16 protein-coding genes are annotated in these 20004 nt (G+C 68.6%); 9 read left to right on the top strand and 7 right to left on the bottom strand.

All coding sequences use genetic code 11. The annotated features are described in order from the left end of the window. Positions 1-2 precede the first annotated feature (2 nt). A complete protein-coding gene (gene cysG / locus Q0907_RS15505) occupies positions 3-1457 on the bottom strand; it encodes a siroheme synthase CysG (protein WP_299346521.1) in 1455 nt (484 codons plus the stop codon). A gap of 170 nt (positions 1458-1627) precedes the next feature. Here cysG and Q0907_RS15500 point away from each other — a divergent pair, with 170 nt between their 5' ends. From Q0907_RS15500 to Q0907_RS15490, 3 genes are all read left to right on the top strand, one after another. Continuing rightward, on the top strand, positions 1628-2611 hold the full coding sequence (locus Q0907_RS15500) for a LysR family transcriptional regulator (RefSeq protein ID WP_296278526.1): 984 nt from the start codon (positions 1628-1630) through the stop codon (positions 2609-2611). A gap of 108 nt (positions 2612-2719) precedes the next feature. Then, positions 2720-3037, top strand: a complete 318-nt coding sequence (locus Q0907_RS15495) for a hypothetical protein (protein ID WP_296278525.1) — start codon at positions 2720-2722, stop codon at positions 3035-3037. Beyond that, complete coding sequence (locus Q0907_RS15490) at positions 3034-3417, top strand: DUF2809 domain-containing protein (protein ID WP_299346517.1); 384 nt, start codon at positions 3034-3036, stop codon at positions 3415-3417. The genes Q0907_RS15495 and Q0907_RS15490 overlap by 4 nt, the downstream gene beginning before the upstream one ends. A gap of 6 nt (positions 3418-3423) precedes the next feature. On the opposite strand, the gene Q0907_RS15485 is transcribed toward Q0907_RS15490, so the two are convergent. From Q0907_RS15485 to Q0907_RS15460, 6 genes are all read right to left on the bottom strand, one after another. Beyond that, positions 3424-3792 carry a hypothetical protein gene (locus Q0907_RS15485; protein WP_299346515.1) on the bottom strand — a complete coding sequence of 123 codons (369 nt, stop codon included), beginning with the start codon at positions 3790-3792 and terminating at the stop codon, positions 3424-3426. 113 nt (positions 3793-3905) lie between these two features. Further along, entirely contained in the window at positions 3906-4676 is a 771-nt protein-coding gene (locus Q0907_RS15480; protein WP_296278522.1) for a LytTR family DNA-binding domain-containing protein, read from the bottom strand. Continuing rightward, positions 4673-5935, bottom strand: a complete 1263-nt coding sequence (locus Q0907_RS15475) for a histidine kinase (RefSeq protein ID WP_299346684.1) — start codon at positions 5933-5935, stop codon at positions 4673-4675. Before Q0907_RS15475 ends, Q0907_RS15480 begins: the two co-directional genes overlap by 4 nt. Positions 5936-6075: 140 nt before the next feature. Continuing rightward, positions 6076-6789, bottom strand: coding sequence for a phosphoadenylyl-sulfate reductase (locus Q0907_RS15470; protein ID WP_296278521.1), 714 nt, complete (start codon positions 6787-6789; stop codon positions 6076-6078). Then, on the bottom strand, positions 6786-8489 hold the full coding sequence (cysI, locus tag Q0907_RS15465) for an assimilatory sulfite reductase (NADPH) hemoprotein subunit (RefSeq protein ID WP_299346511.1): 1704 nt from the start codon (positions 8487-8489) through the stop codon (positions 6786-6788). The genes Q0907_RS15470 and cysI overlap by 4 nt, the downstream gene beginning before the upstream one ends. A 94-nt stretch (positions 8490-8583) precedes the next feature. Continuing rightward, on the bottom strand, positions 8584-10449 hold the full coding sequence (locus tag Q0907_RS15460; RefSeq protein ID WP_299346508.1) for an assimilatory sulfite reductase (NADPH) flavoprotein subunit: 1866 nt from the start codon (positions 10447-10449) through the stop codon (positions 8584-8586). A 202-nt stretch (positions 10450-10651) separates the two neighbouring features. On the opposite strand from Q0907_RS15460, the gene cysD reads away from it, so the two are divergent. From cysD to Q0907_RS15430, 6 genes are all read left to right on the top strand, one after another. Next, positions 10652-11563 (top strand): sulfate adenylyltransferase subunit CysD, encoded by a 912-nt coding sequence (gene cysD, locus Q0907_RS15455; protein ID WP_299346505.1) that lies wholly within the window; start codon positions 10652-10654, stop codon positions 11561-11563. After that, entirely contained in the window at positions 11563-13437 is a 1875-nt protein-coding gene (gene cysN, locus Q0907_RS15450) for a sulfate adenylyltransferase subunit CysN (protein ID WP_299346502.1), read from the top strand. Before cysD ends, cysN begins: the two co-directional genes overlap by 1 nt. A 165-nt stretch (positions 13438-13602) precedes the next feature. After that, positions 13603-14703: an efflux RND transporter periplasmic adaptor subunit gene (locus Q0907_RS15445; RefSeq protein ID WP_299346499.1), complete on the top strand. Its 1101-nt coding sequence runs from the start codon at positions 13603-13605 to the stop codon at positions 14701-14703. A gap of 5 nt (positions 14704-14708) precedes the next feature. Further along, positions 14709-17843, top strand: coding sequence for an efflux RND transporter permease subunit (locus Q0907_RS15440; protein WP_299346497.1), 3135 nt, complete (start codon positions 14709-14711; stop codon positions 17841-17843). After that, entirely contained in the window at positions 17836-18387 is a 552-nt protein-coding gene (locus Q0907_RS15435) for a GNAT family N-acetyltransferase (protein WP_299346494.1), read from the top strand. The genes Q0907_RS15440 and Q0907_RS15435 overlap by 8 nt, the downstream gene beginning before the upstream one ends. 117 nt (positions 18388-18504) lie before the next feature. Beyond that, positions 18505-20004 carry an alanine/glycine:cation symporter family protein gene (locus tag Q0907_RS15430; protein WP_299346491.1) on the top strand — a complete coding sequence of 500 codons (1500 nt, stop codon included), beginning with the start codon at positions 18505-18507 and terminating at the stop codon, positions 20002-20004.

The raw sequence follows: 20004 nt of genomic DNA, 5'->3' as shown, positions 1-20004 counted from the left end.
GCTCAGGCGGCCTGCAGTGTGGGCGCCGGAAGGTTGCGGGAATGTGTGGAGTCCGGGGTGCCCAAGGGCGGCGCGCCGAACCAGTGCAGGGTGCCGGCGAGCGCCGCGACTTCGCCCAGGATCAGCAGGGCGGGTGACCGTACGTGGTGGGAACGCGCGATCTCGGGCAGATCGGCCAGCGTGCCGGCTACCACGCGCTGGTCGCGGCGGGAGCCGTTCTCGACCAGTGCGAACGGTGTGGAAGCCGCACGCCCGTGGGCGACGAGCCGGTCGCGCAGTCCTTCCAGCCCGGCCACGCCCATGTAGACGGCCAGCGTCTGCCGCTCCAGCGCGAGCGCCGGCCAGTCGAGCGTGTCGAACGATGCCTTGCAGTGCGCCGTCACCAGCTTGACCGACTGCGCATGGTCCCGATGGGTCAACGGAATGCCGGCGTAGGCCGCGCACGCCACCGCGGCGGTGATGCCGGGCACCACTTCGTAGGGAATGCCGTGCGCGCGCAGGTATTCCAGCTCTTCGCCGCCGCGGCCGAAGACGAACGGGTCGCCGCCCTTCAGCCGCACGACGCGCCTTCCCGCCCGCGCGTGCTCCAGCATCAGGGCGTGGATATCGTCCTGCCGCGTGCTGTGGCCGGTGGCCGACTTGCCGACTTCGATGTAGGTGGCGTCGCGGCGGCCGAGGCGCAGCACGTCTTCGCTGACCAGGCGGTCGTGCAGGATCACGTCCGCTTCGTTCATCGCGCGCAGCGCATTGAGCGTCAGCAGGCCTGCATCGCCGGGGCCGGCACCCACCACGGCGACCGAGCCACCAGGCGTGGACGGAGCATGCTCGTCGAGCATCGCCTGGAAATGGTGTTCGGCCTGCGCGTGCAGGTGTTGGCGGAACAGGCGCGGCAACGGCCCCGCCAGCAGTCTTTCGAAGAAGCGGCGCCGTTCGGCCGGCTGCGGGAAACGCTGGCGGATGCGCTGGCGCTGGCGCGTGAACAGCTCGGCCAATGACGCCCACGAATCGTCGAGCAGTGTTTCCAGCTGGCGGCGCAGGTGCCGCGCCAGCATCGGCGCACCACCACCACTGGAGATCGCAATCTGCAGGGGACCGCGTTCAACGATGGCGGGCACGTGGAACGTGGACAGGTCGCCGTCGTCCACGACATTGGCGAATACGTGGCGGGCTTCGGCGGCGGTGGCGACCGCACGGTTGACCGTACCGTCGTCGGTGGCGGCGACCACCAGCCAGGCGCTCGCCAGCCACTGCGCGTCGAAACGGCCTTCCACCCATTCGATGCGGCCTGCCTCGTGCCAAGCGTGCAGGCGCGGGGTCAGGTCGGGCGCACCGACGCGGGGACGGGCACCAGCGTGCAGCAGGGCCTCGGTCTTCCGCTCCGCCACCGCACCGCCCCCCACGACCAGCACATGGCGGCCCTGCAGGTCGGCAAACAGCGGAAACAGTGGAGCGCTCACGGGCGTTGGCGGAAGTCGGCTGGGCTGCTGAACGTACTGCCCGCTCATGGCGGTCGGAAATGACATCCCACCAACACCATATGCCTTGCAGTTATAAGTAGTGGCGGCTACGGTCCCGGCAAATCCTCTACAGTCCAAGGCCCTTCCGGTGGGCCCCACGCCCCACGCCGATGACGCTGACCCAACTCCGCTACCTGGTGGCGATCGCCGATGCCGACCTCAACATCACGCTGGCGGCGGCGCGCGTGCATGCCACCCAGCCGGGCCTGTCCAAGCAGTTGAAGCAACTGGAGGACGAGCTGGGCTTCCTGCTGTTCGTCCGCAAGGGGCGCAGCCTGGAAAGCGTGACCCCGGCCGGCCAGGAAGTGATCGACCGCGCGCGCCTGGTGCTGGCCGAGGCCAACAACATCCGTACCTACGCCGCCAACCAGCGCCGTGAAAGCCAGGGGCAGCTGGTGCTGGTGACCACGCATACACAGGCGCGTTTCGTGTTGCCGCCGGCCATCGCGCAGATCAAGCGGGATTTCCCGCAGGTCAGCGTGCACCTGCAGCAGGCGCCGGAAAGCCAGGCGCTGGACCTGCTGACGCAGGGCGACGCCGACATGGCCGTGGTCAGTACGGCGGGCGACGCGCCGCAGGCGGGCATCGCCGTGCCGCTTTACCGCTGGCGTCGCCTGGTGCTGGTGCCGCGCGGGCATGCGCTGGAGCAACTCGGTCGCGTGCCCGGCATGGCCGACCTGGCCGACCAGCCGCTGATCAGCTACGAGTCGTCGACGCGGCCCGGATCGTCGTTGCAGCGCGCATTCGCCAAGGTGGGACTGGAACCCGACATCGCCCTGACCGCGCTGGACGCCGACCTCATCAAGACCTACGTGCGGGCCGGGCTCGGCGTCGGCCTGCTGGCGGAGATGGCGGTGAACGCGGCCGACACCGACCTGCGCGCCTGGCCCGCACCGGTGGAAGTGAAGGAGTGCATCGCGTGGGCCGTGCTGCCGCGCGAGCGCGTGCTGCGCGATTACGCGCTGGACCTGGTGCGGGCGCTGGCGCCGCAGATCGATCGCCGCGACCTGCGCCGGGTGATCGACGGCAACCAGGATCCGGACTGGCCGGAACCGCCGACCTGGCAGTCGCTGACGCAGACGATCACCAGCTGAGGCCGGTCCAGGCCGCGTGATTGACGCGGCATGCCGGCGCGGGCGAGGCTGCGCGTCGTCGCCCCTCTCCTGCGTCCGATGAACCGAATTTCCCGGATGGTTGCCCGCATGTACGCCCCCGCCGTGGTGCTGGCGGTGGGTGGCTTCGCCACGGCCGAAGTGGTGACGCGCAGCGGGCGCGCACTCGGCGACATCACGCCGCAGCGGCTGGCCTCGCTTTCGTTCCTGCTGGCGATCCTGCTGGGGACGGCCTGGGCGCTCCACTCCAGCTGGCGCCTTTACCGGTGGACGCTGGGCCATGAGCTGCGCTGCGCGTGCGGCGGCATGATGTCGCGGGTGCGCTACAACCGGCATCGGCAGAAGTACCGCAAATGCCTGGCCTGCGGCAGCAAGAGCCTCGAGGGTGCGCATTGCGGCAGCGCATGAGGTGGCGGTTCGACCGCACGGCGGCATCGTGGGCGGTGGGCCTGTTCGTGCTGCTCGTGTTGCTGGCGACCGCCGGCGCGGGACTGGGATGGTTGCGCAGCTTCGCTGGCGACGTGCTCGCCGTCGTCTGGGTGCATTGCGTGCTCGCCTGCGTCGTATGGCTGCGTCCACCGGTGCGTCCGCTGATTGCGCTCTCCGTCGGGCTGGCCGTCGAAGCGGGGCAGTATGTCAGCCAGCAAGCGGGCTGGCAGGTGACGTCGCCGGTGCTGCGCATCGTGCTCGGCAGCACGCCGGACTGGCTGGACGTGGTCGCCTACGTCATCGGCTTCGGGCTTGCCTGCGTGTTGGAACGTCGTTCCATGGTCAACCCCGTACGCTGAGCGGCGTCAGCCTCCGCACGCCGGATCGGCATCGGCGTTCTTCGAGACGCATTGCCTGAAATCCTGGGGCAGGCCGCGAATCTCATGCGCCTTGCCGGGCGCCAGCGCGAAGTCCTCCAGCGTGCTGCGTTCGCAGGCCCCGGGGTCCTCGCCCGGCGCGGGCGTCGGGCACGTCTCCGTGTAGACGAGGTAGTGGCACTGGCCGCTTTCGCTGGCGAAGCATTCGAACGTCGCCACGCCTTCCTTCAGCGTGGTCTTGCTGAAAAGCGTATCGACACCGTTCGCGCTGCTGTGGTGGATGGTGGTGACGCTGGGCTTTTCATCGCATCCTGCCAAAGCCAGCAGGCAGGACACCAGGGACGTGATGATGCGCATGGCGTTTCCTCGGATGTTTCGATGGGCAAAGGCATGCCCTCCACGACGCATGCTGCGTCGTGCCGGCGTTGCCACGTTGGATGCCGCGGAGGGCGGGCGGGTTTAGAGCGGTGCTACATGTTGCGGAACAGCGTCATGAAGGGCTGGCTGACCGTCAGCACTTCCGGACGCGTCTTCAGTTTCAATCGGCCGCGGCCGGTCTCGTCGCGGCTGACCGACGCGACCGCCTTCATGTTGACGATGGTGGAGCGGTGGATCTGCTTGAACGTGGTGGTATCCAGCGAATCGAGCAGTTCGCGCAGGGGCGTGCGCAGCAGCGATTCGCCGTCGGCCGTCATCACCGTGGTGTATTTGTTGTCTGCCTGGAAGTAGGCCACGTCGTCGACCATGATCAGCCTGGTGTCCTTGCCTGCGCTGGCGGTGATCCACACCAGCGGCGGCTTGGACGAAACGACCTGGCGTGCCGACAGGTGGCGCAGAAGCGCGTCCAGCGTGGCGCCATCCGGATGCCCCGCCGCTGCACGCGCCTGGATGCGCTGCACGGTGGCCAGCAAGCGCTCGCGCGTGATCGGCTTCAGCAGGTAGTCGATGGCGCCCTGTTCGAACGCGTCGATCGCGTACTGATCGTACGCCGTGACGAACACGACCTGCGTGCGCGGGCTCGCATCGGCCAGGCCGCGTGCGACTTCGATGCCGGTCAGGCCGGGCATGCGGATATCGAGGAAGGCCACGTCCGGCTGCAGCTCGGCGATCGATTCCAGCGCGCTGGCGCCGTCTTCGCATTCGGCCACGATCTCCAGCTGCGGCCAGGCCTCCTTCAACAGCGAGGACAGCGCGGTGCGCAGCAGCTCCTCGTCTTCGGCGATCACACCCCGGAAATTCATGCGGCACCTGCCTTGCCGTCCAGCGGCAGCGTCAGCGTGGCGGCGACGCCACTGGGGAAGTTGGACACGATGGCGAACGAGGCATCGTTGCCGAAGGTCAGGCGCAGGCGTTCGCGCAGGTTCTTCAGGCCGATCCCGGTGCCGGTGCTCTGGCCGCCGAAGCCCTCGCCATCGTCGGCGACGGTGAGCGTGGCGTGGTCGTCATGCCGGCGCGCCAGGATCCAGATGGTACCGCCGCCGGTCTTGGGCTCCAGGCCATGTTTGATTGCGTTCTCGACCAGCGTCTGCAGCATCATCGATGGCATGGGCACGGACTTCAGTGCGTCGGGTACCTCGACCTGCATCGACAGGCGGCTGCCCATGCGGATCTTCAGGATCTCGAGGTAGGCCAGCGTCCGCTCCAGTTCCTCGCCCAGCGTCGACAGCGCATCGTCGGTGCGCGGCAGCGAGCTGCGCAGGTACTGGATCAGGTGGCCGAGCATGATGTCGGCGCGTGGCGGATCGGTGCGGGTCAGCACCTGCGCGCTGGCCAGCGTGTTGTAGAGGAAGTGCGGTTCGACCTGCGCATTGAGCAGGTTCAGGCGCGCCACGGTCAGTTCCTTTTCGCTGACGGTCTTCACGACATCGGCCTGCTCCTGCCGGCGCTGGTCGGCGACGCGGCGGGTGATGGCGCGCGTGACGGCCTCGACGTTCTCGACGTTGACGCCGTCGTCGAGCACGAACAGGTCGAGCCATGCGCTCGCATCCGGACCCACCATCAGGGTGATGCTGCTGGTGCCGTTGCCGGGCGTGACCGTGGCCTGCACCAGGTCGCGCTTCACCGCGAAGCGCGCCATGATGTTGAAGCGCGAGGGCTGGCTCGGGCCGTCGAAACTGTCCGTGCGGCGCACCTTGACCCGCACCTGCAGGCTGTCGGGCGCGCTTTCGGCGTCTTCGGCGCGGGGCAGCTCGCGCAGTGCGCCTTCGATCAGGGCGAAGGCGGCGGCGGTGTCCAGCGGCACTTCGATCTGTCGACGCTGTCGGCTCGCCAGGGTGGTGCTGTCCAGTCGCCCGGTGATCAGCCAGATGCGGCGCAAGTGGCTGATCAGGCCGATCAGCACCGACAGCATCACCAGCGTCGAGGCGAGATTGAAGAGCCACTCCGCCGCTCCCGACAACACCGTCCGCTCGAAGATGCCGTTCCAGATGAAGCCCGCCATGAGCACGGCGCCGAACCAGGCGATGAGGATGCGGACGATCAGGAGCAGGCTGGGGAACACGTCGGACACCACGGCGTTGGGAGTGCCGTGGAGGATAACGGGGTCATCCGCAGAGGGAAGGGGGGCCGCGACGGACCCGGCGATCCGGCGATGAAACCGGGCTGGCTCGGCGCGAAAGCTTCAGGCCACCGGCGTCGCCATCAGACCTCGACGTGGATGCCGCACTCGCGCTTCAGGCCGTTGAAGCGGGTGTCTTCCTCGCGCATGCCGGGTTCCCAGCGGCGCGTGGTGTGGAAGTCGCCGATCGAGACGTAGCCCTGTTCCCACAGCGGGTGGTAGGGCAGGTCGTGCTGCTTCATGTACTGCCAGACATCGCGGTCGGTCCAGTCGACGATGGGGTTGATCTTCCAGCGCGCCTCGCGCTGCTGCAGCGCCGGCGCGTTCGCACGGCTGGTGGACTGCGTGCGGCGGAGGCCGGTGAACCAGGTGCCCACGCCCAGGTCCTTCAGCGCGCGCTTCATCGGTTCCACCTTGCGCAGGCTGTTGTACTGCTCGATGCCGACCAGGCCCTGTTCCCACAGGCGGCCATGGCGGGCCTCCATCCAGGCGCGGCTGACCAGCGGACGGAAGACCTGCAGGTTGAGTTTCAGGCGCTCGACCAGTTCGTCGGCGAAGCGGTAGGTCTCCGGGAACAGGTAGCCGGTGTCGATCAGGATCACCGGCACGTCCGGCTTCTGCTGCGACACCATGTGCAGCAGCACCGCGGCCTGCGCACCGAAGCTCGAGGACATCGCCGCTTCCGCCGGGCCGTGCTTGAGTGCCCAGGCGACGCGCTGTTCGGCCGTCTGCGTTTCCAGCCAGGCGTTGTGCTCGGCGATCTGGTCGGTGTCCAGGGAAAGGGCGGGGGCGCTCATGCGTGCAGTTCCAGTGCGATCTGTCGGTGGGTGGGGTACGACGGCAGGGCGACCACGCCGCTGCGGTGGAGGAAGTCGCCGAAGCCTTCGCCGTCGGCGCGTTCGCCGGCGTAGCGCGCAAACAGGCCGTCGAGGGTGTCGAGGATCGCGGCTTCGTCGATGTTTTCGCGGTAGAGCGTGTTGAGGCGCTGGCCGCGCGCGTCGCCGCCGAGCATCAGGTTGTAGCGGCCCGGCGCCTTGCCGACGAGGGCGATCTCGGCGAGGTAGGGACGCGAGCAGCCGTTCGGGCACCCGGAGATGCGCAGCAGGATCGGCGCATCGCGCAGGCCGTGCTTTTCCAGCAGCGGCTGCAGGCGGTTGGTGAAGTTGGGCAGGTAGCGTTCGGCTTCGGCCATCGCCAGGCCGCACGTGGGAAGCGACACGCAGGCCACGGCCGCGCGCTGCAGGGCCGTGCCCAGGCGCTGGCCGGCGTCGAGTCCGTGCGTCCTGGCCAGTGCGTCGATGCGTTCGCGCTCGCCCGCGGGGACGCCGGCAATCACCAGGTTCTGGTTCGGCGTCATCCGGAACTCGCCCCGATGCACGTTGGCGATCTCGCGCAGGCCGGTCAGGTGGGTCGCATGCGCGGTGTCGGCGATGCGGCCGGCGAACAGGTGCAGGGTTAGGTGCCAGCGCCCGTCCTCGCCTTCAACCCAGCCGTAGCGGTCGCCGTTGTGGTCGAAGCGGAAGGCGCGCACGGGCTGCAGGGCCACGCCACTGCGGCGTTCGATCTCGCCGACCACCTTGTCCAGGCCATGGTCGTCGATGGTGTACTTGAAGCGCGCGCGCTTGCGCAGCTCGCGGTTGCCGAGGTCGCGCTGGGTGGTGACGACGGCCGTAGCGACATCGAGCAACTGGTCGGGCGTGATGAAACCGACCACGTTGCCGACGCGCGGATAGGTCTCCGCATCGCCATGGGTCGCACCCATGCCGCCGCCGATCACCAGGTTGAAACCGGCCAGCACGCCGTGCTCGAGGATGGCGATGAAGCCGAGGTCGTTGGCGAACACGTCCACGTCATTGACGGGCGGCACCGCGAAGCCGATCTTGAACTTGCGCGGCAGGTAGGTGGCGCCGTAGATGGGCTCCTCTTCCTCGCCGCTCCCGGCCACGCGCTCCTCGTCCAGCCAGATCTCGTAATAGGCGCGGGTATTCGGCAGCAGGTGCTCGGACAGCTTCGCCGCCCAGGCCTGCACCTCGGCATGCGCGCGCGATTCCAGCGGATTGGCCGCAACCAGCACGTTGCGGTTGACGTCGCCGCAGGCGGCCAGCGTGTCGATCAGCGCGGCGTTGATGGCCTGCATCGTGGCTTTCAGTTCGCGCTTGATGACGCCGTGGAACTGGAACGCCTGCCGTGTGGTGATGCGCAGCGAGTGGTTGGCGTATTGCGTGGCGATCGCGTCCAGCTTCAGCCACTGCGCCGGCGTGACCACGCCGCCGGGCGTGCGCGTGCGGATCATGAACTGGTAGGCCGGCTCCAGCTTCTGCCGGCGCCGCTCGTCGCGCAGGTCGCGGTCGTCCTGCTGGTAGCTGCCGTGGTACTTGATCAGGGTCTGGTCCGATTCGCGCAGCGCGCCGGTGACCGGGTCGGCCAGGCTGTCGAGCAGGCTGCCGCGGAGCCGGTGGCTCTCGGATTTGATGTCTTCGACGGAATGGTTGCTCATGGGTGCTCTTGGCTGTGGGAGCGACGTAAGTCGCGATGGCTGTGCTCGGGACCCTGGGGTCGCGACTTACGTCGCTCCCACATCGGTATCAGAGTTAGTACACATCGCGGCTATAGCGTCCCTCCGTCTGCAGCTGCACCAGGTACTCGCGCGCCGAATCCTCGTCCAGCCCGCCGTGCTCGGCCACGATGGCCTGCAGCGCGGCATGCACGTCCTTGCCCATGGCGATGGCGCCGCAGACGTACAGGTGCGCGCCGTTCTGCAGCCAGTCGTAGACCTCGCGGCCGCGCTCGCGCAGGCGGTCCTGCACGTAGATCTTGCGCGCCTGGTCGCGCGAGAACGCCAGGTCCAGGCGGTGCAGTTCGCCGCTGCGCAGCGCGTCCTGCCACTCGCTCTGGTAGAAGAAGCCGTGGTTGAAGTGCGGGGCGCCGAAGAACAGCCAGTTGCGGCCGCGCGCGCCGGTCTCCGCACGCTCCTGCACGAAGCCGCGGAACGGCGCCACGCCGGTGCCCGGACCGATCATCAGGATGTCGCGGCTGCCGTCGGCCGGCACGCGGAAGCGCTCGTTGGCCTCGATGTACACCGGGACCTGGTCGCCTTCGTCCAGCGCCGCCAGGAAACCGCTGGCCGCGCCACCATGCGCGTGGCCGAAGGCTTCGTAGCCCAGCACGTCGACGGTCAAGTGCGCTTCCTCGCCGACGCGCTTGCGGCTGGAGGCGATCGAGTACAGGCGCGGCGCGAGCGGGCGGAGCGCGGCGACCAGCTCCTGCGCGCTCCAGCCGGCCGGCCAGCGGCGCAGCACGTCGATCAGCTGGTGCGTGTTGGACAGTTGCGCCAGCGCGGCGTTCTGCGCGGGTGCGAGCAGCGCATTGAGCTCGTGCGCCTGCGCATGCGCCGCATGCGTGGCCAGGAACGAGCGCGACAGCCGGGTCAGTTCGCGGCGCGCGGCCAGCCACTCGCGGAGCGGCAGGGTGTCGCTGCCTTCGCTGACGGCGGCGCTGCCGTCCAGGTGCAGCGCATCGAGCACCGCATCGACGAGCGCGGGCGGATTGCGATGGCGAATGCCCAGCGCATCGCCGGGCTCGTACTGCAGGCCGCTGCCGTCCAGCGACAGTTCGATATGGCGCACGTCCTTGTCGGCAACGCCGTGCTGGCCGAAGCGCGGTCCCTTGAAATCACGGCCGCTGATGCGCTGGTTGAGCAGCAGCTCGGCCGGGAACGGGTGCTCGTGCGACCACGCGGCGGCGTGACCCGGGCGCAGCGGGGTGACGGTCGCCAACGGGGTCGTGGCCGTCGCCGGTGCCTTCAGCAGGTCGCGGGCGTGGGCCAGGGCCTGTTCGCGCCACGGCGTGGCCACGGTGTCGATGTCGAGGTCGGCCAGGCCCGCGGCGAACAGCCGGCTGCCGCCGAGTTCGGCCAGGCGTGCATCCAGCCGCGACGCGATGCCGCAGAAGTCGGCATAGCTGGAATCGCCCAGGCCGAGCACGGCGTACTTCAGTTCCGGCAGCTTGGGCGCGCGCTTGCCGCGCAGGAATTCGACCAGGCCGATGCTGTCGTCCGGCGGGTCGCCTTCGCCCTGGGTGCTGATGACGATATAGAGCAGGCGCTCGCTGGCCAGTTCGCGCTGCGGGTAAGCGTCGGCACGCAGCAGGCGGACCGACAGTCCGGCGGCCTCGGCCTGTTGGGACAACGCCTCGGCGGCACGGCGTGCGTTGCCGGTCTGGCTGCCGTAGACGATGGTCAGGCGCTGCGCGGCCTGCGCACCGGCGGCCGGGGCGATCGCTTTCGGCACCGTGGCCGGCGAGGCCTGCGGGGCCAGTTGTGCCTGCGCCAATCCAGCGGCATAGCCGGAGATCCACCACAGGCTCGCGCCATCCAGACCGGCTACCGCCTGGGCCAGCAGCGCCCGCCGCTCCTCCGCGAGGGGGATGGGGGCGAGGACTGGCTGGGTGGCGGACATCGGCGTGGCCCGTGGGCGCGACTGGGACGGTCGATGTTAGGAACCCGTTCCCCCGGGCAGAAAGGACGCCTGGTTATGGGCTTATGTCCCCCGCTTATTTCGCCGGCATGAGCCCGCGGCCGAATACTGGCGGCCCTCCCGGCGATCACGCGAAGCCCTGCTAGGCTAGCGCGTCCGGATTCCAGCCCTGCCGCACCCCTCGATGACCGCCGTACACCACCTGTCCCACCTCGACCGCCTGGAAGCGGAAAGCATCCACATCCTCAGGGAGGTCGCAGCCGAGTTCCGCAATCCGGTGCTGCTGTATTCGGTGGGCAAGGACAGCTCGGTGCTGCTGCACCTGCTGCTGAAGGCGTTCGCCCCGGCCCGGCCGCCGATCCCGCTGCTGCACGTGGACACGCGCTGGAAGTTCCGCGAGATGATCGCCTTCCGCGACCTGCGCGCCGCCGAGACCGGCGTGGACCTGCGCGTGCACATCAATCCGGATGGCATCGCCCGCGACATCGGCCCGATCACCCACGGCGCCACCGTCCACACCGACGTGATGAAGACCCAGGGCCTGAAACAGGCGCTGGACCACTACCGCTTCGACGCGGCCATCGGCGGTGCGCGCCGCGACGAGGAGAAGTCGCGCGCCAAGGAGCGCGTGTTCTCGTTCCGCAACGACAAGCACCGCTGGGACCCGAAGAACCAGCGACCGGAGCTGTGGAACCTCTACAACGCCCGCATCAACACCGGCGAGAGCGTGCGCGTGTTCCCGCTGTCGAACTGGACCGAGCTGGACATCTGGCTCTACATCTATCGCGAGAACATCCCGGTGGTCCCGCTGTACTTCGCCGCCGAGCGACCGGTCGTCGAACGCGACGGCGCGCTGCTGATGGTCGACGACGACCGCCTGCCGCTGCGAGAAGGCGAAGTGCCGCAGCAGCGGTGGGTGCGCTTCCGCACCCTGGGCTGCTATCCGCTGACCGGCGCGATCGAGTCCGAGGCCGACTCGCTGGAGAAGATCATCGCCGAGATGCTCGTCACCACCAGCTCCGAGCGCCAGGGCCGGGTGATCGACCACGATCCGGGCGCGTCGATGGAGAAGAAGAAGCTGGAGGGTTATTTCTGATGAATGCCCCTACCGACATCGCCGGCTACCTCAAGCAGCACGAGTCCAAGCCGCTGCTGCGCTTCATCACCTGCGGCAGCGTGGACGACGGCAAGAGCACCCTGATCGGCCGCCTGCTGTACGACAGCAAGCGGCTGTTCGACGACCAATTGGCCGCACTGGAGAAGGACAGCCGCAAGCACGGCACCCAGGGCGAGCGCATCGACTACGCGCTGCTGCTGGACGGCCTGGCCGCCGAGCGCGAGCAGGGCATCACCATCGACGTGGCCTACCGCTACTTCGACACCGACCAGCGCAAGTTCATCGTCGCCGACTGCCCGGGCCACGAGCAGTACACCCGCAACATGGCCACCGGCGCGTCCACCGCGGACCTGGCCGTGGTGCTGGTGGATGCGCGCAAGGGTCTGCTGACCCAGACCCACCGGCACAGCTACATCGTCTCGCTGCTCGGCATCCGCCACGTGGTGCTGGCGGTGAACAAGATGGACCTGGTGGGCTTCGACGAAGCCGTGTTCGCGCGCATCGCCGCGGACTACCGCGCGCTGGCGCAGCGCCTGGGCATCGCGGAGGTCACCTGCATCCCACTGTCGGCGCTGGAAGGCGACAACCTGTCGTCGCGTTCGGCGCGCACGCCCTGGTACGCCGGTCCCGCACTGCTGGAGCACCTGGAGCAGGTGCAGGTAGAGGCACAGGAAAACGGCGACGGCCTGCGCCTGCCGGTGCAGTGGGTCAATCGCCCGCACCAGAATTTCCGCGGCTATGCCGGCACGATCGCCGCGGGGCAGGTGAAGCCCGGTGACGAGGTGGTCGTTCTGCCATCGTCGCGCCGTACGCGCGTTGCCCAGGTGCTGGATGCCAACGGCGAGGTCGCGTCGGCATCGGCCGGGCAGGCCGTCACGCTGACCCTGGCCGACGAGATCGACATCAGCCGCGGCGATGTGATCGTCGCCGCCGGCGACCCGCCCGAAGTGGCGGACCAGTTCGCCGCCCACGTGCTGTGGATGTCGGATGCGCCGCTGCTGCCGGGTCGGCCCTACCTGCTGAAGATCGGTGCGCGCACCGTGTCGGCCACGGTCACCGAGATCAAGCACCGCATCGACGTGAACACCCAGGAGCACCTGGCCGCGAAACGGCTGGAGCTCAACGAGGTGGGCTACTGCAACCTCAGCCTCGACGAGCCGATCGCCTTCGAGGCCTACGCGCGCAACCGCGCACTCGGCGGCTTCATCCTGATCGACCGCTACGACAATGCGACGGCCGGTGCCGGCACGCTGGACTTCGCCCTGCGCCGCGCCGGCAACGTGCACTGGCAGCACGTCGACGTGGACAAGGCCGCGCGTGCGCGCCAGAAAGGCCAGGTGCCGAAGGTGCTCTGGTTCACCGGCCTGTCCGGCGCGGGCAAGTCGACCATCGCCAACCTGGTGGACAAGCGCCTGCATGCGCTGGGTTACCACAGCTTCCTGCTCGACGGCGACAACGTGCGCCACGGCCTGAACCGCGACCTCGGCTTCACCGACGAGGACCGCGTGGAGAACATCCGTCGCGTGTCGGAGGTGGCGAAGCTGATGACCGACGCCGGGCTGATCGTGCTGGTCAGCTTCATTTCGCCGTTCCGCGCGGAACGGCGCATGGCGCGCGAACGGTTCGACGAGGGAGAGTTCGTCGAGGTGTTCGTCGATGTGCCGCTGGCGCTGGCGGAAGCGCGCGATGTGAAGGGGCTGTACAGGAAGGCGCGTGCCGGCCTGATTCCCAACTTCACCGGCATCGATTCCCCATACGAAGCGCCCGAACGCCCCGACATACATCTGCATGCAGGCGAGCACGACCCCGAGGCGCTCGCGTTGCAGGTGCTGGCGACGCTGGGTCTGGAGTAGCCCGGCCGTCGGCCCTCCGTGGCCGGCAAGGGTCATTGGTCATGGTCGGGTGTGTGCACCGCCCGCCCTTCGGCGCGTTTCCCGCACCGACTACCGCATCTGTCGCGCCTCGCGTCACGTAGGGCCGGTAGACTTGCGTAGATAACGATGATTACGGGAAGTTCCATGCTCAACCGATCCGCTCCCCGCGCCCTGCTGGTCGCGCTGCCCCTGCTGCTGCTTGCCGCGTGCGGTGGTGGCGAGGACGGACAGGCGAAGGCCAAGGGCAATGCGGGCGAGCGTCCGATCCCGGTCACCACCCAGGTCGTGCAATCGGGCGCCTGGAGCGACACCCTGCAGGCACTCGGCACGGCGAAAGCGCGCGAATCCGTCACCCTGACCGCGAAGGTCAGCGAGATCGTGCAGGACGTGCATTTCGAGAGCGGCCAGCAGGTCAAGGCCGGGCAGACGCTGGTCACGCTGAAGGGCGACGCGGCACAGGCCGCGCTGGTGCAGTCCGAGGCGACCTTCGCCGAAGCGGACCGCCTGTATCGCCGGCAGAAGGAGCTGGCCGACCAGCAACTCATCGCGCGCTCGCAACTCGATACCCAGCTGGCCCTGCGCGATGCCGCCGCCGCCCGCGTGCGCCAGGCGCGTGCCGACATCAGCGACCGCAGCGTGCGCGCACCGTTTGCCGGCGTCCTCGGCATCCGCCAGGTCAGCCCCGGTTCGCTGATCACGGCCAACAGCACCATTGCCACGCTCGACGACCTCTCGCGCATGTACGTCGACTTCCAGTTGCCGGAAGCCGCGCTGGCCTCGGTCGAACCGGGTAATGCAGTGACGGCGACGGCCACGGCGTACCCCGGCGTGTCGTTCGAGGGCCAGGTCGAGACCGTCGACGCGCGCATCGATCCGGCCACCCGCGCCGTCACCGTTCGCGCGGTCTTCGCCAATGAGGACCGCAGGCTGCGTCCCGGCATGCTGCTCGACGTGCGCCTGTTCCGTCCCGAGCGGCAGGCGCTGGTGATTCCCGAGATCGCGGTGGTGCAGGTGGGACGCGACTCGTTCGTCTACCGCGTCAAGGCGGATGGCAGCGTCGAACAGGCACCGATCACCGCCGGCGTGCGCCGCGACGGTCGCGTAGAGATCCTGAAAGGCGTCGCCGCGGGTGACCGCATCGTCATCGACGGCACCGGCAAGCTGCGCCCCGGCGTGAAAGTGGCCAATGCCGCGCCGGCCGCGCCGCCGAAGCAGGACGCGCCCGCCGCCGACGGCAAGGGCTGAGCGTCATGAAGCTCTCCGATCTGTCGATCAAGCGCCCCGTCTTCGCGGTGGTTGTCAGCCTGCTGTTGGTCGTGCTGGGCGTGATGTCGTTCCTGCGCCTGACGCTGCGCGAACTGCCCAACATCGATCCGCCGATCGTGTCGGTGGAAGTGAACTACCCTGGCGCATCGGCCGCGGTGGTCGAGACGCGCATCACCCAGATCCTCGAGGACGGCCTGTCCGGCATCGAGGGCATCAAGACCATCCAGTCGAGCAGCCGCAACGGCCGTGCCGACGTCACCATCGAGTTCAACCTCAGCCGCGACATCGAAGCCGCCGCCAACGACGTGCGAGACCGCGTCAGCCGGGTGATGAACCGCCTGCCGGAGGAGGCCGATCCGCCGCAGATCTCCAAGGTGGAAGCCGACGCCGACGTCATCATCTGGTTGAACATGCGTTCCACCGTGATGGACACGATGGAGCTGACCGACTACGCCGACCGCTACGTGCTGGACCGCCTGTCCGCGCTCGATGGCGTGGCCCGCGTGCAGCTGGGCGGCGGCCAGCGCTATGCGATGCGTGTCTGGCTCGATCGCGAAGCGATGGCCGCGCGTGGCGTCACCACCGGTGACGTGGAAACCGCGCTGCGTGCGCAGAACGTCGAACTGCCGGCCGGCCGCATCGAATCGCAGACGCGCGACTTCACCCTGCGCGTCGAGCGCGGCTACCAGCGCCCCGAACAGTTCGCGCAGCTGCCGCTGCGCAAGGGCGCGGACGGTTATGTCGTCCGGCTCGGTGATGTGGCGAAGGTGGAGCTGGGCGCGGAGGAGCGCCGCTCCTACCTGCGCAGCAATGCGGTGCCGAACGTCGGCCTGGGCATCGTGCGCACGTCCACCGCCAACGCGCTGGACGTGGCCCGCGCGGCCCGTGCCGAAGCCGAGGTGATCCAGCAGACGCTGCCGGAAGGCACGGAAATCTTCATCGCCTTCGACAGCACCACCTTCATCGAAGCGTCCATCGAGCGCGTGTACTGGACGCTGGGCGAAGCCATGGTGCTGGTGTTCCTGGTCATCTGGCTGTTCCTCGGCAGCCTGCGCGCGGCGTTGATTCCGGCGGTGACGGTGCCGGTCTGCCTGGTGTCCGCCTTCATCGCGCTGTATGCGTTCGGTTTCTCGATCAATCTGCTGACCCTGCTCGCGCTGGTGCTCTGCATCGGCCTGGTGGTGGACGACGCCATCGTGGTGCTGGAGAACGTGCAGCGGCGGGCCGACCTGGGCGAGCCTGCGCTGGTCGCCGCACGACGCGGCACGGCGCAGGTTGCGTTCGCGGTCATCGCGACCACCGCGGTGCTGGTGGCCGTGTTCCTGCCGGTGGGCTTCATGGAGGGCAACACCGGCCGCCTGTTCCGCGAGCTGTCGGTGGCGCTGGCGGCGGCGGTGGCGATTTCCGCTTTCGTCGCTCTGACGCTCACGCCGATGATGTCGTCCAAGCTGGTGCGGCCCCACACCGAGCCGCGCGGCCTGAATGCGTGGACCAACCGCACGCTCACCCGCGTCAGCAATGGCTACGGTCGCCACGTGGAGCGGCTTGTCGCGATGAGCGGCAAGCGCATCCTCGGCCTGGTGCTGCTGGCGATGGCGCTGTGCGGCGTGGCAGTGGTGGTGCTGGGCCTGCGCGTGCCCAGCGAGCTCGCGCCGGCAGAAGACCGCGGCCGCTTCTTCGTGATGGTGGATGGGCCGGAAGGCGCCGGCTTCGACTACATGGTCAACCAGATGCAGCAGGTCGAACGCATCGTGATGGGGCAGGTCGGCGGCGACAAGCCGATCGAGCGGGCCAACTCGCGCGTGCCGCGCGGGTTCGGCGGCAGCGAGGACATGCATACCGGCCAGGTCATCGTCTTCCTGCAGGACTGGCACGAGCGCGAGGCGACGACGGACGATGTCGTCAACGGCCTGCGCGCGGAACTTTCGAAGCTGCCGGGCGTGCAGGCGCGCGCGAACGTCGCCGGTGGCCTGGTCGGCAGTCGCGGCCAGCGCTACCAGCTGGTGCTGGGTGGCCCTGACTACGCAGAACTGGCGCAGTGGCGCGACCGCATCCTGCAGCGGATGGAATCCAACCCTGGCATCCAGGATCCGGATTCTGACTACAAGGAAACGCGCCCGCAGATGCGCGTGAACATCGACCGCGACCGCGCCGCCGATCTGGGCGTGCCGGTGCAGGAGATCGGCCGCACGCTGGAAACGATGATGGGTTCGCGCCAGGTGACCACGTACGTGGACAACGGCGAGGAATACGACGTCATGCTGCAGGCCGGTCGGGAGAACCGCGCCAACACCGAGGATCTGGCCAATACCTACGTGCGCGGCACCGATGGCGCACTGGTTCCCCTGTCGAACCTAGTGACGCTCAGCGAGATCGCCGAGCCGGGCACGTTCAACCGCTTCAACCGCCTGCGCGCGATCACCATCAGCGCCGGGCTCGCGCCGGGCTACACGATGGGAGAAGCGCTGGAGTGGACACGGCAGGCGGTGGCGGAGGAGCTGCCGGACTACGCACAGATCGACTGGAAGGGTGAATCGCGCGAGTACCAGGAGGCCGGCGGCGCCATCCTGCTGACGTTCACGCTGGCGCTGCTGATCGTCTACCTGGTGCTGGCGGCGCAGTTCGAGAGCTTCATCCATCCGCTGGTGATCATGCTGACGGTGCCGCTGGCGGTGCTGGGCGCGCTGATAGGCTTGTGGGTCACCGGTGGCACGCTGAACCTCTTCAGCCAGATCGGCATCGTCATGCTGATCGGCCTGGCGGCGAAGAACGGCATCCTGATCGTGGAATTCGCCAACCAGCTGCGCGACGACGGCGCCAGCGTGGCGCAGGCCATCGCCGAATCCGCCCGCGTGCGCCTGCGTCCGATCCTCATGACGTCCGTCGCCACCGTCATGGGCGCGGTGCCGCTGGTACTGGCAGGCGGGCCGGGCTCGGCCAGCCGCGCCACCATCGGTGTGGTGGTGATCTTCGGCGTGACGTTCTCGACGCTGCTCTCGCTGTACGTGGTGCCGGCGTTCTACGCGCTGCTGGCGCCGTTCACGCGTTCGCCCGAAGCGGTGGCGCACGAGCTGAGCAAACTGGAAGCCGAGACACCCTCCGTCGGCGGCTATGGCTGACACCGGCGCGCGCCCACATGCGGACGTGCACATCGCGGGCGACGGCTTCCTGCTGCGTGCATGGCGGCCGGACGATCTCGATGCCCTGCTGCGCCACGCCGACGATCCGCAGGTACCGCGTGGCCTGAGCGAGCGTTTCCCCCATCCGTACACGCGGGCCGATGGCGAGGCCTTCCTGGCCGGCCATGTGGTGGACTTCCGGCATCCGGTGTTCGCGATCGAGATCGATGGCGAAGCCTGCGGCGGTATCGGTGTGCGCCCGCACGCGGGCGAGCGCGGTCATGCCGCGGAACTGGGCTACTGGCTCGGACGCGCGCACTGGGGCCAGGGCCACATGACGCGCGTGGTGTCGGCCTATCTGGGCTGGGTGGTGCCTGCGCTGTCGCTGCGCCGCATCGAGGCCAACGTGCTGGACACCAACCCGGCTTCCGCGCGGGTGCTGGTGAAGAACGGCTTCGTCGAGGAAGGCTGTCGGCGGGCCGCGATCCGGAAGGCGGACGGACTGCACGACCTGAGGCTGTTCGGGCGGGTCTGGCCCGGCTGAAACGCCGGCGGGGACTGCGCAGCGGCGCGTGTTGCGGTTATCTTGCAGGTACCCGGCGGCGCCCTGCGCCGCCTTCCCGTATCCCAGCGCACGCACGAACGACGGAGACGCATCCCCGTGGAAGCCTTTTTCAACTGGTTGAACGGCATCATCTGGAGCAACGCGCTGATCGCGCTGTGCCTGGGTGCCGGCCTGTGGTTCACCCTCCGCACCCGCGTGATGCAGGTCCGCGGCTTCGCCGAGATGTGCCGCCTGACCGTCACCGGGCAGAAATCCGATGCGGGCGTATCTTCGTTCCAGGCCCTGGCCATTTCGATGGCCGGCCGCATGGGCATCGGCAACATCGCCGGCGTCGCCACCGCGATCGCCTACGGCGGCCCCGGTGCGGTGTTCTGGATGTGGGTGATGGGCTTCCTGGGCGCGTCCACGTCGTACATCGAATGCACGCTGGCGCAGATCTACAAGGAAAAGGATGGCGAGGGACGCTATCGCGGCGGTCCGGCCTACTACATCGAGAAGGCGATGGGCCTGAAGTGGTACGCCGTCACCTTCGCCGTGGCGACCGTCATCGCCACCGGCTTCCTGCTGCCGGGCGTGCAGGCCAATGCCATCGCCGACAGTGCCAGCAACGTGCTGTGCAGCGCCGGTGGCTGCGACGCCGTCGGTGGTGCGGGTGCGCTGAAGCTGTGGCTGGGCGTGGGCGTGGCGGCGGTGCTGGCGCTGATCATCTTCGGCGGCATCAAGCGCATCGCCACGTTCGCCGAAGTCGTCGTGCCGTTCATGGCGCTGGCGTTCATCCTGATGGCGGTCATCGTCATGATCGCCAACGCCGGCAAGGTGCCGGCGATGTTCGCCGACATCTTCTCCAGCGCGTTCGGCGCGCATGCGGCGTTCGGCGCGATCATCGGCCAGGCGATCGCCTGGGGCGTGAAGCGCGGCATCTACGCGAACGAAGCCGGCCAGGGCACCGGCCCGCACGCCGCCGCGGCCGCCGAGGTCTCGCACCCGGCCAAGCAGGGCTACGTGCAGGCCTTCGCGATCTACTTCGACACCATGCTGGTGTGCACCTCGACGGCGTTCCTGCTGCTGTCGACGGGCATGTACAACACGTTCAAGACCGTCACCGAGAACGGCAAGGACACGCTGGTCGAGATCTTCTCCGGCGTTCCGGGCCTGCAACCCTCGGAAGGTGCGCAGTTCACCCAGGCCGCGGTGGAATCGGTGCTGCCGGGCTGGGGTGCGGGGTTCGTGGCGCTGGCGCTGTTCTTCTTCGCCTTCACCACGATCATGGCCTATTACTACATGGCCGAGACCAACCTGACCTACCTGGCCGGCACCAAGAAGACCCATCCGCTGGCAACCTTGCTGCTGCGCGTGGGCATCGTGGGCATGGTGATCTTCGGTGCGTACCACAACGCCGCGATGGCCTGGACGCTGGGCGACATCGGCGTCGGCCTGATGGCGTGGTTGAACGTCATCGCGATCCTGATCCTGCAGAAGCCGGCGCTGATCGCGCTGCGCGACTACGAGCGGCAGAAGAAGCTGGGCGTTGACCCGACGTTCGATCCGGATGCGCTGGGCATCCGCAACGCCGACTTCTGGAAGACGAAGGCCTGA

The sequence above is a fragment of the uncultured Pseudoxanthomonas sp. genome (genome assembly GCF_947498795.1).
Taxonomy (GTDB): domain Bacteria; phylum Pseudomonadota; class Gammaproteobacteria; order Xanthomonadales; family Xanthomonadaceae; genus Pseudoxanthomonas_A.
Note: the sequence above shows the minus strand (reverse complement) of the source record. Positions and strands in the feature narration are given on the sequence as shown.

Excerpts from the sequence above, each read along its gene's own strand:
- Q0907_RS15500 (WP_296278526.1), top strand. The coding sequence starts at position 1,628 with ATGACGCTGACCCAACTCCGCTACCTGGTGGCGATCGCCGATGCCGAC.
- Q0907_RS15445 (WP_299346499.1), top strand. The coding sequence starts at position 13,603 with ATGCTCAACCGATCCGCTCCCCGCGCCCTGCTGGTCGCGCTGCCCCTG.
- cysI (WP_299346511.1), bottom strand. The coding sequence starts at position 8,489 with ATGAGCAACCATTCCGTCGAAGACATCAAATCCGAGAGCCACCGGCTC.
- cysD (WP_299346505.1), top strand. The coding sequence starts at position 10,652 with ATGACCGCCGTACACCACCTGTCCCACCTCGACCGCCTGGAAGCGGAA.
- Q0907_RS15470 (WP_296278521.1), bottom strand. The coding sequence starts at position 6,789 with ATGAGCGCCCCCGCCCTTTCCCTGGACACCGACCAGATCGCCGAGCAC.
- Q0907_RS15480 (WP_296278522.1), bottom strand. The coding sequence starts at position 4,676 with ATGAATTTCCGGGGTGTGATCGCCGAAGACGAGGAGCTGCTGCGCACC.
- Q0907_RS15440 (WP_299346497.1), top strand. The coding sequence starts at position 14,709 with ATGAAGCTCTCCGATCTGTCGATCAAGCGCCCCGTCTTCGCGGTGGTT.
- Q0907_RS15485 (WP_299346515.1), bottom strand. The coding sequence starts at position 3,792 with ATGCGCATCATCACGTCCCTGGTGTCCTGCCTGCTGGCTTTGGCAGGA.
- cysN (WP_299346502.1), top strand. The coding sequence starts at position 11,563 with ATGAATGCCCCTACCGACATCGCCGGCTACCTCAAGCAGCACGAGTCC.
- Q0907_RS15435 (WP_299346494.1), top strand. The coding sequence starts at position 17,836 with ATGGCTGACACCGGCGCGCGCCCACATGCGGACGTGCACATCGCGGGC.
- Q0907_RS15460 (WP_299346508.1), bottom strand. The coding sequence starts at position 10,449 with ATGTCCGCCACCCAGCCAGTCCTCGCCCCCATCCCCCTCGCGGAGGAG.
- Q0907_RS15490 (WP_299346517.1), top strand. The coding sequence starts at position 3,034 with ATGAGGTGGCGGTTCGACCGCACGGCGGCATCGTGGGCGGTGGGCCTG.
- Q0907_RS15495 (WP_296278525.1), top strand. The coding sequence starts at position 2,720 with ATGTACGCCCCCGCCGTGGTGCTGGCGGTGGGTGGCTTCGCCACGGCC.